The sequence below is a fragment of the Pseudoalteromonas sp. HL-AS2 genome (assembly GCF_031198805.1).
Taxonomy (GTDB): Bacteria; Pseudomonadota; Gammaproteobacteria; order Enterobacterales; family Alteromonadaceae; genus Pseudoalteromonas; species Pseudoalteromonas nigrifaciens.
Window position 1 is genome coordinate 2848232 of sequence record NZ_CP133571.1, and the last position, 14237, is coordinate 2862468.

Here is a 14237-nt window from a genome sequence, read left to right on the forward strand (position 1 = left end):
CGTGGCGCACTATTTAAACGTTTACGATGAAAGCGCGGTTAAGTCGTTTTGCACTAGTCGCGCTAACGAAACCAAAGTATGGCAGTCAATGTCATTACTCGATACCGACGTAAATATACAACAAGCGCTTAGCGATGCCGCACAATTTGGCATGCGCTACGTGTTACTGGGTATTTGTGAAGATATTGGCCCAAAAGCAAACTTAGGAGCCGGGGGTGCAGAGCAAGCATGGCCGGCTTTTTTACAACGTTTTTTAAACCAGCCTTATAATCAATTTATTGCCACGCAAAAAGTACTGTTACTTGGCGAAGTGCACACAGCTGATTTAATGGCGCAAAGCGCTCTACTCGACAACCAAAAACCTGCCCATTTAACACAGTTGCGTGAGTTATGTGAGCAACTTGATCAACGCGTAGAAGCTATATTAAGTTTAATATTTAAAGCGGGGCTTGAACCCATTGTTATTGGTGGCGGCCATAATAATTGCTTAGGTATTATAAAAGCGTTAGCTAAGTATAAAAACACCGCTATTAACGCTATAAATTTTGATCCCCACGCCGACTTTCGAGAATGCGAAGGCCGCCACAGTGGTAATGGCTTTAGCTATGCGTACAGCGCGCAGTATTTAAAAAGTTACCATGTTATTGGCTTGCACGAGCTAAAAAACAATCAAGCTATTATAGATGCGTTAGCCGCTGCTAATTTTACTTTTAATAGCTATCAGTCAATCGCCGTTAAACGTGAAATTAATCTAACTCAAGCAGTGAGCAATGCGCTGAAGAGTTTTGATGCAGCGCCTCTAGGTGTTGAGGTTGATTTAGATAGCATTGCATTTATGCCTGTAAGTGCTTATACCTGTAGTGGTTTTAGCGTAAGTGACGCTGAGCACTTTGTGCATTTAGCTGCAAGCAACCGCCACTCTCACTACTTGCACTTATGCGAAGCAGCTCCTATTCAACATCCCAGCGGGATTGAAGCCGGTAAAGTGCATTGCGGACAAGTTATTAGCGCACTAGTGAATAGTTACCTGCAAGCCAAAGAGTGTGCTTAATTACTTTGCTGCTGCGCTAATTGCCACTGCTTTAACCAGCTCATTAAACCAACACTGCTTAATGGGTGGCCAAAATAATAGCCTTGTGCAGCATAGCCTTTTAGGCTTTTTACAAATTTAAGCTGATCTAGGGTTTCAACCCCTTCAAAAATAACCTTAGTACTTTGTTGATTATGCATTTGCACCATACCAACAACTAGGCTGCGAATATTGTTTTGATTACTAAAATCAGCAGTTAATGCTGGCGCGACTTTAATGTATTCTACCGCTAAACTAGGTAACTTAGAGAGCGAAACGGGGTTATCGCCCAAACCATCAACACACACTTTTAAGCCTATATTATTAAGCCGCGCAATCATGGCTCGCCCTTTGTCATCTAGGTTAGTAAAAATATGTAGCGGGCACTCAACAATTAAATCGCCAGGCCTTAAGTTATGCTCTTTCATAGCACTCGTTACAAATTCTACAAACTCTTCATTGAGCATTTCAGGGCCAAATACATTAATGCTCAATGGCACTGCAAAGCCCTCCATACGCAATGCCATTGCAAGTTCAGCAGCGCGCTCTATAACAAATATAGCCAGTGGGTAAGCAAGCCCTGCAATTCTAATATCATCAATAAAACGACTCGCTGAAAGTATGCCTTGCTTAGGATGCTGCCAACGCAGTAATAGTTCTAAAAACTCAATTTGGCCATTATCATTTACAATAACCGGCTGAAAATACAGCTCGAACTCATTGGTGAAATCAATTTCTGCAAGCTCTTTTAATCGTGCTTGCTGCTCTAACTGCTCGATCATCATTTGTTGATGATAAGCAACCACCTGTTGTTTTGGCTGGCTATCAAGTGCTAAATAAGCCGATTTAATTAAATTGTCAAAGTCTTCATCTTGCTCATTACAATGCACATAGCTTGCTCTTGCGGTCACTTCTATAGTGCAGTTAGCCACATTAAAAGGTTTAAGTGTAGCGCCAAATATTTCGGTAATTATTTTTTCATGCAAGTGTTTATGGCTGGCTAAGTTACAAATAAAGGCAAAATTAAGCCCTCCTAAATGGGTTAGTTTTTCATCGTCCTCTAACGATACAATGCCATCATTATTGAGTAATTCTTTTATTCTATTCGCCGACTGAGCAAGCAGTAAATCACCAAAATCACGCCCAATATGCTGATTAACTTGCTCAAAACCTTCTAAACGAAGAATTACCAACGCCCCTAGTGACGGTGCTTTATTACGCCACGTATTATAACCTTGACGTAATTTTTGTTTATCGGCAAAAGAGGCCAGCGGAGAGCTTTCGATGTAATGTTCAGGTGCTGCTTGCTGCTGCTTCAAGGGCGCTTGATTAAGTGTCTCATTATTAGTAATAAACCCAGTTAATGATAATAACAACACCGCACTAACAATCCAAAACAGTGTAATGCCAAACGCTGCAATGGCTATAAGTAATGCTATAAACAACACCGCAGCAAGTGCACTTAATATAATTAACAGCTTGTTTTTATGTACAATTGCATGCCACAAATTAAAGCCAAAACCTAATGCGAGTAAAGCGCTAAGCCATGCAGCACCACTGCTTAAAATAGCCAACCCTATTAACCCTGTGCATAAGTAGCTTAATCTAGATGCTGTATTTTTTACGCTCAGCAAGGTAGCGATCATCGCCATAAGTAAGGCGCCACTAAAAAAAACCGGCAAGCCACTGTCGCTAATCAAGCTCAAATTAGCACTACTGGTACTGGCTAAAAAATTAAATAAAAGCATAAATATTAAGGCCTACTTATCGGTCTGGGGTAAAGGTGTGACTAAATAAGTTTACCCATAATCCATAAGTTTAACAGTTTATTTACCCCAAACTGGTAACTTAATTGTGCTGGATGGCTTATTTGCCACTGTGCAATGTCGGCCCTCGCACCTACTTTTAAAACTCCGCGGTCTGTTAACCCTAAAGCTTTAGCAGCATTACGAGTTACTCCAGCAAGTGACTGCTCGGGTGTTAATCTAAATAATGTGCATGCCATATTCATCATTAATTGTAGCGAACACAGCGGTGAGGTGCCCGGATTAAAGTCGCTAGCAATCGCTATAGGCACTTTATATTGATTAAGCAAAGCTATTGGCGGAAGTTGTGTTTCTCTTAAAAAGTAAAATGCGCCAGGCAACAATACTGCTACTGTGCCGGCCTGTGCCATCGCTTTTACGCCATCTTCATCTAGGTATTCAATATGATCAGCCGATAGCCCGTTAAATTGCGCCACCAGCTCAGCACCGTGTTGATTAGAGAGTTGCTCGGCATGGCATTTTACTGGCAAGTTATGTTTTTTTGCCGCCTCGAACACCCGCTTGGTTTGGGTATAGCTAAAGCCTACATTCTCACAAAAAACATCAACCGCATCAGCAAGGTTATTAACCACTACCTGATCAAGCATATCGTTACATACTAAATCAATATAGTCATCGCTACGCCCTTTGTACTCTGGTGGTAGCGCATGCGCCCCTAAAAAGGTGGTTTTAATATTAATAGGGTGATGCTCATCAAGTAAGCGCGCCACTTCTAATATTTTTATTTCGTTGGCAGTATCGAGTCCATAACCCGACTTTATTTCTACCGTTGTCACGCCCTCTGCCAGTAACGTATTTAACCTATCTTTGGCGGCTACAAATAACTGCTCATGATCGGCAGCGCGGGTGGCTTTAACTGTACTAGTTATACCGCCACCTTGGGCAGCAATTTGCTCATAACTCACCCCTTGTAAGCGCTGCTCAAACTCCTCTGCTCTAGAGCCTGCAAATACTAAATGCGTGTGGCAATCTATTAACCCTGGGGTTAACCATTGCCCTTTTATACTCAAAGTAGGCGTTGCAAACACATCAAAACTAGGTAAGTTTTTTTGCTCACCTAGCCACATAATTTTTCCATTTTTGATTGCTAAGGCTGCATTTTCTATCGCGCCATAAGGCGCCTCTACAGCACTATCCATAGTGGCAATGTTGGCATCGGTAAGCAGTAAATCAATATCTTCTAATTCATAACCTGGTGTTGCACTTTGCATATTGCGCGCCCTTGTGTTTTTTATAATGACTAAAATATAGTCTAACAACCCGTCTTGTATATACAAGGCAATTATGCCATCTTAATCTTATAGTTTATTTTTAATACAATTAAATACACCATGACAACGCCTAAATTTGCACAAATAAAACAGTTTATAGTTGATAAAATTAGCAGTGCTACATGGCAAGAAAACCAGCGTGTGCCTTCTGAAAACGAGCTAAGCAATCAATTTTCTGTAAGCCGTATGACCGCTCGACGCGCATTAAGCGAGCTAACCGAGGCGGGAATTTTAACTCGCAGCCAAGGGTTAGGCACCTTTGTTGCTAGCTTTAAATCGCAGTCGTCATTGCTTGAAATTAAAAATATTGCCGATGAAGTAAAAGAACGTAATGGTAATTATAGCTGTACGGTTTTGGCGCTTGAGTCGTTACCCGCAATTGCTAGCATTGCCATTGCACTGGGTATTAAAGTTAACAGCACTGTGTATCGCAGTGTATTGCTGCATAACGAAAATGCCAAACCACTGCAAGTAGAGGAACGCTTTGTAAACCCCGCTTTTGCCGCGCAGTACTTACAACAAAATTTTACGCTACTTACTCCACATGAGTACTTATCGAATGTAGCCCCGCTTACCCAAGCAACGCATACGGTGGAAGCCATTATGCCCAATAAACAAATGTGCCAGTGGCTTAACTTATCGAGTCAAGAACCTTGCCTGCAACTCATTCGCCGTACTTGGTCAAGCAACGGCATTGTGAGTTATGCCCGACTTGTTTCACCTGGGAGTAAGTATCGTTTAGGTGGTCACTTAACTTTTAAAAATAATAATTAAAAACTACAACAGGAGTAAATATGAACAATCGACTCGACAACAACCGCACAATACGCGCCCCCCACGGCGATAAAATTAGCGCTAAAAGTTGGCAAACCGAAGCCGCTAAACGCATGTTAATGAATAACTTAGACCCTGACGTTGCAGAGCATCCCCATGCATTAGTTGTTTATGGCGGCATTGGTCGCGCTGCACGTGACTGGCCCAGTTACGACAAAATTATAGCAACTCTCGATAGACTCGAAGATGACGAAACGCTACTCGTACAATCGGGTAAACCTGTAGGGGTATTTAAAACCCACAGTAATGCGCCGCGAGTACTCATAGCTAATTCTAACTTAGTACCGCACTGGGCTAATTGGGAGCACTTTAACGAGCTCGATAAAAAGGGCTTGATGATGTACGGGCAAATGACCGCGGGATCTTGGATTTACATTGGCTCACAAGGCATAGTGCAAGGCACTTACGAAACTTTTGTGGCCATGGCTAAACAACATTTTGCTGGCAGTGCTAAAGGTAAATGGGTATTAACTGGCGGGCTTGGTGGCATGGGCGGCGCACAACCTCTTGCTGCAACTATGGCAGGCTTTTGTGCATTAGTGGTGGAATGTGATGAAACCCGTATCGATTTTAGAATAAAAACCGGTTACGTAGATATTAAAGCCAACAACCTTGAACACGCACTACAACTTATAACTAATGCGTGCGTAAAAGGTGACGCTCTTTCGGTCGGGTTACTTGGTAATGCTGCCGATGTGTTTAGCACTTTAGTTAAAAGTGGCGTTACTCCCGATGTGGTCACCGATCAAACCTCAGCGCACGATCCGCTAAATGGCTATTTACCGCAAGGCTGGAGCATGGAACATGCAGCTAAAATGCGCGAACAAGACCCAAAAGCGGTTGTAACAGCAGCTAAGCAATCAATGGCGGTGCAAGTAAGAGCTATGCTCGCGCTGCAACAAGCGGGCGCTGCTACCACTGATTATGGCAACAATATTCGGCAAATGGCATTTGATGAAGGCGTTACCAACGCGTTTGATTTCCCAGGGTTTGTACCTGCGTATATTCGTCCTTTATTTTGCGAAGGCATTGGCCCATTTAGATGGGTGGCACTGTCGGGCGACCCCGAAGATATTTATAAAACCGATGCCAAAGTTAAAGAGTTAATCCCCGATGACGCACACTTACATAACTGGCTTGATATGGCGCGTGAACGTATTCAGTTTCAAGGCTTACCGGCGCGTATTTGCTGGGTAGGATTAAAAGACAGAGCCCGTCTTGCGCTCGCTTTTAACAACATGGTTAAAAATGGCGAGCTTAAAGCCCCGGTTGTTATTGGTCGCGACCACCTCGACTCTGGCTCGGTTGCTAGCCCTAACCGCGAAACCGAAGCTATGCTAGATGGCTCTGATGCGGTATCTGATTGGCCATTACTCAATGCACTTCTTAACACAGCCAGTGGTGCAACTTGGGTATCGCTACACCATGGCGGTGGCGTAGGTATGGGCTTTAGCCAACATGCAGGCGTAGTTATTGTGGCTGATGGCAGCGACGAAGCAAAACAGCGTATTGCCCGCGTACTGTGGAACGACCCTGCAACTGGAGTTATGCGCCACGCGGATGCAGGCTACGATATAGCAAAAAATTGTGCAAAAGAGCAAAACCTAGACTTACCAATGTTAAACGAGGAATGATCATGCTTGAACTAACTCTCACCCCCGGCTCGCTTGATTTAAACACACTAAGAAAAATTAATAATTCACCGGTAAAATTGAGCCTTATAAAGCATGCCGAGTCGCAAATAGCTGCCAGCGCACAAACAGTGCAAAACGTAATTAACGAGCACCGCACTGTATATGGTATTAATACCGGTTTTGGCTTATTAGCTAACACCAAAATTGCCGATAACGAACTAGAGCTATTACAACGCTCTATTGTACTTTCGCATGCGGCAGGTATTGGCGAGTATATGGATGACAGTACCGTACGCTTAATGATCACCTTAAAAATTAATTCACTGTCGCGTGGCTATTCTGGTATTCGTTTGCAGGTCATTGAATTTTTTATCCAGTTGCTTAATAGCCAAGTATACCCTTGCGTGCCTAAAAAAGGCTCGGTGGGTGCATCGGGCGATTTAGCACCGCTTGCTCATATGTGCTTGCCGTTACTAGCCGAAGGCCACATGCGCCACCAAGGGCAAATAATGAGTGCCGAGCAAGGGCTTAAAATTGCGGGGCTAAAACCACTTACCTTAGCCGCTAAAGAAGGCTTAGCCCTTTTAAACGGCACCCAAGCCTCGACTGCTTTTGCATTACAAGGGCTATTTAGAGCAGAGGATTTATACGCACAAAGCTGCGTAATTGGCGCTATGAGTATTGAAGCGGCCATGGGCAGCCGAGCACCATTTGATGCGCGTATTCATGAAATTCGAGGCCAACAAGGGCAAATAGATACTGCAGCTATATTTAGAGCCTTGCTAGGTCCACAATCACAAATTAGTGAATCACACGTAAATTGTGAAAAAGTACAAGACCCCTACTCTTTACGCTGTCAGCCACAAGTGCTTGGTGCTTGCTTAACCCAAATTCGCCAGGCGGCAGAAGTTTTATTATGTGAGTCTAACGGCGTAACCGACAACCCGCTGGTATTTGCTGATGTGGGTGATATTATTTCTGGCGGTAATTTTCATGCAGAGCCGGTGGCAATGGCCGCCGATAACTTAGCAATTGCCATTGCTGAAATTGGCGCACTTGCCGAGCGCCGAATTGCTTTACTAATTGACTCTAGCCTATCTAAATTGCCGCCTTTTTTAGTTGAAAATGGCGGCGTAAACTCAGGCTTTATGATCGCCCAAGTAACTGCCGCAGCCCTGGCATCTGAAAACAAATCACTTGCCCACCCAGCTTCTGTAGATAGTTTGCCAACCTCGGCGAATCAAGAAGATCATGTGTCTATGGCCACTTTTGCGGCAAGGCGCTTGAAGGAAATGGCCGATAACACCCAAGGCGTACTTGCTGTTGAATGGTTAGCGGCCGCGCAGGGGTTAGAGTTTAGAAAGCCGCTTACAGCTGCTGCTAAAGTAGAGCGTGCTAAAAGCTTACTGCGCGAGCATGTAAGCTACTACGATAAAGACCGTTACTTTGCCCCCGATATTGAAGCTGCAAATGCGTTATTAAACGCAGGCAAGTTATGCAACTTTATTGAGGGTGACTGCTTAGTATCTTATTAAATTGCGTATTGGTAACTAAACCCTAATGCCTCAATGGCTGAGCCAAGCACTTTGCGCTCAGCCGTATCTGTTCCCGTAAAGCGTGGCATTTCGCCGCCATGTTGTTGGCACTTTTGCGCATAGTAATCGCGCTTACAAGGATGCGACGGGTTAACCACATTATAAATACTCTGCCCTTGATGCCAATGCTCAAGCACCGCAAAAATAGCGTTAATCACATCTTGCTGATGCACCATATTAACGACTTGCTCGGCAGAGGTATTTAGCTCTTTACCTGCAATAAAACGCCCCGGCTCTCTATTGGGTCCAACTAAACCGGCTAAGCGCAGCACTTTACCGTTTTGCTCTAGTACTTGCTCTTCAGCTTCATATAGCTTTATTTGTCGCTCGTTTGTACACGAAATATCGCTGCTTTCGCTATATACACCTGGTTCTTGATCGTACACTCCCGTTGATGAGCAAAGTAAAAAGCCCTTAGCATTCAGTTTTTTTGCCAGTGTAAGTGCTGCCGTTAATGTTTGCGCATAATTGTTTTCACTATGGCGACTACGTGGAGGAATAGCGCACACCCAGTAGGCATTTTGTAAATCAATTTGATGCGTTAACTGGCCATTTTCTAGCAAAAACTGACGTTCAAAATCATGCTCATGCACTGCTGAGCGGTGTGTACCCTGCACTTGCCAACCTGCTTGCTGCGCATTAACGCACAAAGCACTGCCTAGCCAGCCCGCGCCTAGTACCACTAAGTTGTTACTCTGATGATTCAATTTATATGACCCCGTTTATTTAAATGTATAATTCTTAACTCATTTCATAGAGTTCTAAAATTAAATATGCTTAGATATCTGTTACAAAAACAATAACAACATGTGCACTTATGCTAAATAACTTATCATTAAGAAAAAAAATATTATTATTGATTGGCGGAACAATTACTATTTTACTGCTCATTGCCTCTACTTTTTTTGTTAACCATATTGCCAAACTATCCAGAGTTAATATAGAGCGTGAGGCTCAAAGCTACTTACAAAGCGAGCAATTATCAATGCAAAGTTACTTTGCTACATACGGTAAAGTAGTTGCCACCTTTATTAATAATCCGCATTTGGTGAATTTTTTTACCGCGTGGGATAAGCGCGATCAAGCCCTAGAAAATGCCAACGGCTACTTGGCTATAAATCAAGACTTTGTACGCATAAGTGCAAATGATGAAAATATTTTATCTGCTTTTTTTGCCTCAGCCACTACCGGCGAGTACTTTAAAGAAAACGAACGTACTGCATATTATAATGGCGAACCTTACTACGCGTACAAACGAGGTTGGTGGCAAGAAGCAATGCAAATTAATAAGCTTTACGTAGGCCCTATTTCGGTAGACTTAACCACCGGCGATGCCTCAGCAGTTGTACAACAACCTGTTTATAACCCACAAGGCAAATTAATTGGTGTGGGCGGCGTTGACTTACAACTTAATAAAATTAACGACATGGTCGAAAACATTCGCTTTAACGGCCAAGGCTATGGCTTTTTATTAGATGATCAACAAAAAGTTGTGCACTTTTCAAAAGCATCTGGGCATAAACTCTCTGTCACCGACGAAGGCCCTAACGGTAAAGACGGACTCGATGCGCTTGAACAACAATTTAATAATACCTCAGGGTTTAAAACACTTAACAGTGCAATGCAAAATAACCTCGCGGGTAGCCAAACTGTTATGCTTAAAGGCGAGCAATTTTATGTGGTTTATAACCGCCTACAATTAGAGCAGCCTCATTTAGATTGGTATGTGGGTTTATTAATTCCAACCAGTATGATTGAAGCCCCGGTAAATGCTGCGGTTACAACCACTACAACCGCTGTTATCATTATTTTAGTGATTATTTTAGCAATGATTTTATGGGCCACCCATATGATTTCAAAACCAATCACTACACTCACGCATATTATGCGCGACATTGCTTCTGGCGAGGGTGATTTAACCCAAAAAATTAATATTGATAGCCAAGACGAAGTAGGCCAACTGGCTAATCATATGAATACCTTTATTGATAAGTTGCGAGCGATGATGCTAGACACCGCAGCACAAGCTGAGCAATTAAGTGCCGCTGCCGATCAGCTTAAAACGGTATCGCAACAAACGAATTCAGAAATTCAGCAAGAAAAACAACAAGTAGATAGTGTTAGTGCCGCAGTGACAGAAATGGCCACTACCGTGCAAGAAATATCACGTAACGCACAGCAAACAAATACCGCAGCAGAAGAAGTACAAGCAATTACTGCCGATGGTGCAAGCCGCTCAAGCCAAGCACAAAGTGTAATGAGTGCGCTGGCTGAACATATTGGCGAAGCCTCTAAGGTGGTTGCCGGGCTTGAGCAAGAAAGTAATAACATAGGCGCATTGGTTGATGTAATTAACTCAATTGCCGATCAAACCAACTTACTCGCGCTTAATGCAGCCATAGAAGCGGCCCGCGCCGGAGAACATGGCCGCGGCTTTGCCGTTGTTGCCGATGAAGTTCGCTCGTTGGCGAGTCGTACACAAGAGTCAACCGACGATATTCGCAATATGATTACCCGTTTACAGCAAATTGCTCAGCAAGCCTCTAGTATGATGCTACAAGGGCAAAAACAAACCGAGGACTCTGTGTTGCAAACAAAAGAAGTACTTAGCTCACTACAAAGCATTGCCCTGTCGGTAACTAAAGTACAAGATCAAAGTCATCAAATTGCCACCTCTACCGAGCAACAAACGGTAGTAGCAGAAGATATTAATACCAGCCTTAGTGCTATTAATAGTTTAGTTAATAGTACCGCAGAGCATGCACACACACTTGCCAATGAAGCACATGATTTAAGTGACCTTGCAGGGGCATTAAATAAAACGGTAAACCAGTTTAAACTATAAACGCCGGCTACTTATATTTAAGCGCTTGAGGATAAACTTTAAGCGCTTATTACCCCCTTGTTTTTAATTTATTCAGCACCATATCTTTGAGTGACTGTTGATATTTCAAAGTGGAAACTTACTTAATATCACTAGCTTTGCTAGCAGTTTTCACCTCGTATAAAAATATATAGCAATTTTATGTACTAGATTAAGTTTTTCTGTTTTTAATCCATATCTTTTTAGTGAGATGGTTTGTTGTTTAGCAGAGTCTGGTATAGTAGCACACGTAATAAACAGTGCTTTTTGAACGGTTTAATACAAAATTGCTAATTAATGTGTCCTCGGTGTTACTTTAAAGAATACATTAATTATCAATTGTTAAAAATGGGTTAGCCGATGTACGGCTGGCAAAAAAATACATTGTAACGGTTTTATCATGATATCTAATTTATTTACCAAGATTTTTGGTAGTCGCAATGACCGCACTATTAAAAACCTAAGAAAGACGGTCGCACTGATCAATGCACTTGAAACGCAATTAGAAGCGCTTTCTGATGACGACTTAAAAGCGAAAACAGCAGAGTTTAGAGAACGTTACGATAACGGACAAAGCCTTGACGACTTACTGCCTGAAGCATTTGCTGTGGTACGTGAAGCATCTAAACGTGTAAATGGCATGCGTCACTTTGACGTACAGCTACTCGGTGGCATGGTACTGCACCAAGGCCGTATTGCAGAAATGCGTACCGGTGAAGGTAAAACACTCACAGCTACATTACCTGCTTACTTAAATGGTTTAACTGGTAAGGGCGTACACGTAATTACCGTGAACGACTACCTAGCTAAACGCGATGCGGAAACTAACCGTCCGTTATTTGAGTTTTTAGGTTTAACAGTAGGCTGTAACGTACCGGGTATGATGCCACAGCAGAAAAAACAAGCTTATGTTGCCGATATTACGTACGGTACTAATAATGAGTTTGGTTTTGACTACCTGCGTGACAACATGGCATTTAGCATAGATGAGCGTGTACAACGTCCATTATTTTATGCTGTTGTCGATGAAGTGGATTCTATCTTAATTGATGAAGCCCGTACGCCCCTTATTATTTCAGGCCCTGCTGAGGACAGCTCAGAGCTATACACTGAAATTAATACCATGGTGCCTTTACTTGAACTACAAGAAAAAGAAGACGAAGAAGGTATTGAAGGCGATGGCGATTTCACTATTGATGAAAAGTCTAAGCAAGTTCATTTAACTGAACGTGGCCAAATTAAAGTTGAAGAGCTACTTACTGAGCGCGGCTTAATTGCAGAAGGCGATTCGCTTTATTCTGCAGCCAGCATTACGCTACTAAGCCATGTTTATGCAGCGCTTCGTGCTCATAAGCTTTATCAAAAAGATGTTGATTACGTTGTAAAAGAAAACGAAGTTATCATTATTGATGAGCACACTGGTCGTTCAATGGAAGGTCGTCGTTGGTCAGAAGGTTTACACCAAGCTGTTGAAGCTAAAGAAGGCGTAAATATTCAAAACGAAAACCAAACGCTTGCATCTATTACCTTTCAAAACTATTTCCGCTTATACGAAACACTTGCGGGCATGACAGGTACAGCCGATACGGAAGCATTTGAGTTCCAGTCTATTTACGGCCTAGACACTGTTGTTATGCCAACTAATAAGCCGATGGTTCGTGATGATCGCGCCGACTTAGTGTACCTAACGCAAGAAGAAAAATACGAAGCTATTTTAGTTGATATTAAAGACTGCCAAGAACGCGGACAACCTGTACTTGTAGGTACTATTTCAATTGAAAGCTCTGAGTATTTATCGCAATTTTTACGCAAAGAAAAAATTAAGCACAACGTACTTAATGCTAAATTTCATGCGCAAGAGGCTGATATCGTATCAGACGCTGGCCTACCAGGCACAGTAACGATTGCCACTAACATGGCTGGCCGTGGTACCGATATTGTACTTGGTGGTAACTGGCACAGCGAAGTTGAAAAGCTTGAAAACCCAACTGATGAACAAATTGCTGAAATTAAAGCTGCATGGAAAATACGCCATGACGCAGTAATTGATGCAGGTGGTTTACACATTATTGGTACTGAACGCCATGAATCTCGTCGTATAGATAACCAATTACGTGGTCGTTCTGGTCGTCAAGGTGATGCCGGTTCAAGCCGTTTTTACTTATCGATGGACGATGCGTTAATGCGTATTTTTGCTGGCGAGCGCATGACTAACATGATGCGTAAACTAGGTATGCAACGCGGTGAAGCTATTGAACATCCATGGGTTAACCGTGCGATTGAAAATGCACAGCGTAAAGTAGAAGCACGTAACTTTGATGTGCGTAAGCAATTACTTGAGTACGATGACGTAGCAAACGATCAACGCCGTGTGGTTTACTCACAGCGTAACGAACTACTTGAAGAAGGCGATATTTCAGAAACTATCACGGTTATTCGTGGTGATGTGCTGAGTAATATTATTGATCAGTACATTGCACCGCAAAGCTTGGCTGAAATGTGGGATGTACCTGGCCTTGAAGAGCGCTTAAAACAAGACTTCTTAATTGAATTGCCAATTACTCAGTGGCTAGCTGATGACAATAAACTCTATGAAGAAAAACTTCGTGAGCGCATTGAAGAGTCGGTTGGGCAAGCATATAAGCAAAAAGAAGAGATGGTAGGCGATTCAGTACTACGTCAATTCGAAAAAGCGATTATGTTACAAAGCCTAGATCAGCATTGGAAAGATCACCTGGCAGCAATGGATCATTTACGCCAAGGTATTCATTTACGTGGTTATGCGCAAAAAAATCCAAAGCAAGAGTACAAGCGTGAATCGTTTGAGCTATTCGCTGAAATGCTAGAAAACTTAAAAATAGATGTAGTAAGTATTTTAAGCAAAGTACAAGTACGCGCCGAAGAGGATGTTGAAAAAGTAGAAGAGCAACACCGTAAAAGTGAAAACGCTCCTCGCGAATATCAGCATGAAGAAGTTGAGCATGTAGGCGGCGAAGCACCACAAAGCGCAACTGTAATGGCACGTAGCGAGCCAAAAGTAGGCCGTAACGATCCTTGTCCTTGTGGCTCAGGTCAAAAATTTAAGCAATGTTGTGGTAAATTAAAATAATCCAATAGTGTAATAAATTTCGTAAAAAGCGGCGCT

9 protein-coding genes are annotated in these 14237 nt (G+C 42.7%); 6 read left to right on the forward strand and 3 right to left on the reverse strand.

Translation table 11 applies throughout. The features are described 5' to 3' along the window. The first annotated feature begins 1 nt into the window (after position 1). Entirely contained in the window at positions 2 to 1051 is a 1050-nt protein-coding gene (locus RB215_RS13265; protein WP_192531520.1) for a formimidoylglutamase, read from the forward strand. Here RB215_RS13265 and RB215_RS13270 read toward each other — a convergent pair. Both RB215_RS13270 and hutI read right to left on the reverse strand, forming a co-directional pair. Further along, positions 1048 to 2817: an EAL domain-containing protein gene (locus RB215_RS13270; protein WP_372811821.1), complete on the reverse strand. Its 1770-nt coding sequence runs from the start codon at positions 2815 to 2817 to the stop codon at positions 1048 to 1050. The genes RB215_RS13265 and RB215_RS13270 overlap by 4 nt on opposite strands. Positions 2818 to 2858: 41 nt before the next feature. Continuing rightward, a complete protein-coding gene (hutI, locus tag RB215_RS13275) occupies positions 2859 to 4106 on the reverse strand; it encodes an imidazolonepropionase (RefSeq protein ID WP_192531519.1) in 1248 nt (415 codons plus the stop codon). 120 nt (positions 4107 to 4226) lie between these two features. On the opposite strand from hutI, the gene hutC reads away from it, so the two are divergent. The 3 genes from hutC to hutH are packed head-to-tail and all read left to right on the forward strand — an operon-like array spanning position 4227 to position 8169. Beyond that, entirely contained in the window at positions 4227 to 4940 is a 714-nt protein-coding gene (gene hutC / locus RB215_RS13280) for a histidine utilization repressor (RefSeq protein WP_192531518.1), read from the forward strand. A 20-nt stretch (positions 4941 to 4960) separates the two neighbouring features. Next, complete coding sequence (gene hutU / locus RB215_RS13285) at positions 4961 to 6634, forward strand: urocanate hydratase (RefSeq protein ID WP_182683861.1); 1674 nt, start codon at positions 4961 to 4963, stop codon at positions 6632 to 6634. Positions 6635 to 6636: 2 nt separating this feature from the next. After that, positions 6637 to 8169 (forward strand): histidine ammonia-lyase, encoded by a 1533-nt coding sequence (gene hutH / locus RB215_RS13290; RefSeq protein ID WP_192531516.1) that lies wholly within the window; start codon positions 6637 to 6639, stop codon positions 8167 to 8169. Here the strand turns inward: hutH and RB215_RS13295 are convergent. Beyond that, positions 8166 to 8936, reverse strand: a complete 771-nt coding sequence (locus RB215_RS13295; protein WP_041454596.1) for an NAD-dependent epimerase/dehydratase family protein — start codon at positions 8934 to 8936, stop codon at positions 8166 to 8168. The genes hutH and RB215_RS13295 overlap by 4 nt on opposite strands. Positions 8937 to 9046: 110 nt before the next feature. Between RB215_RS13295 and RB215_RS13300 the strand changes: the two genes are divergently transcribed. Beyond that, positions 9047 to 11074, forward strand: a complete 2028-nt coding sequence (locus RB215_RS13300; protein WP_089368817.1) for a methyl-accepting chemotaxis protein — start codon at positions 9047 to 9049, stop codon at positions 11072 to 11074. A 418-nt stretch (positions 11075 to 11492) separates the two neighbouring features. After that, positions 11493 to 14201, forward strand: a complete 2709-nt coding sequence (gene secA / locus RB215_RS13305; RefSeq protein WP_011329386.1) for a preprotein translocase subunit SecA — start codon at positions 11493 to 11495, stop codon at positions 14199 to 14201. The last annotated feature ends 36 nt before the right edge of the window (positions 14202 to 14237 follow it).

Bases quoted from the DNA above. Each gene is read 5' to 3' on its own strand.
- RB215_RS13270 (WP_372811821.1), bottom strand. From the start codon at position 2,817: ATGCTTTTATTTAATTTTTTAGCCAGTACCAGTAGTGCTAATTTGAGC.
- hutI (WP_192531519.1), bottom strand. From the start codon at position 4,106: ATGCAAAGTGCAACACCAGGTTATGAATTAGAAGATATTGATTTACTG.
- hutC (WP_192531518.1), top strand. From the start codon at position 4,227: ATGACAACGCCTAAATTTGCACAAATAAAACAGTTTATAGTTGATAAA.
- hutU (WP_182683861.1), top strand. From the start codon at position 4,961: ATGAACAATCGACTCGACAACAACCGCACAATACGCGCCCCCCACGGC.
- hutH (WP_192531516.1), top strand. From the start codon at position 6,637: ATGCTTGAACTAACTCTCACCCCCGGCTCGCTTGATTTAAACACACTA.
- RB215_RS13300 (WP_089368817.1), top strand. From the start codon at position 9,047: ATGCTAAATAACTTATCATTAAGAAAAAAAATATTATTATTGATTGGC.
- secA (WP_011329386.1), top strand. From the start codon at position 11,493: ATGATATCTAATTTATTTACCAAGATTTTTGGTAGTCGCAATGACCGC.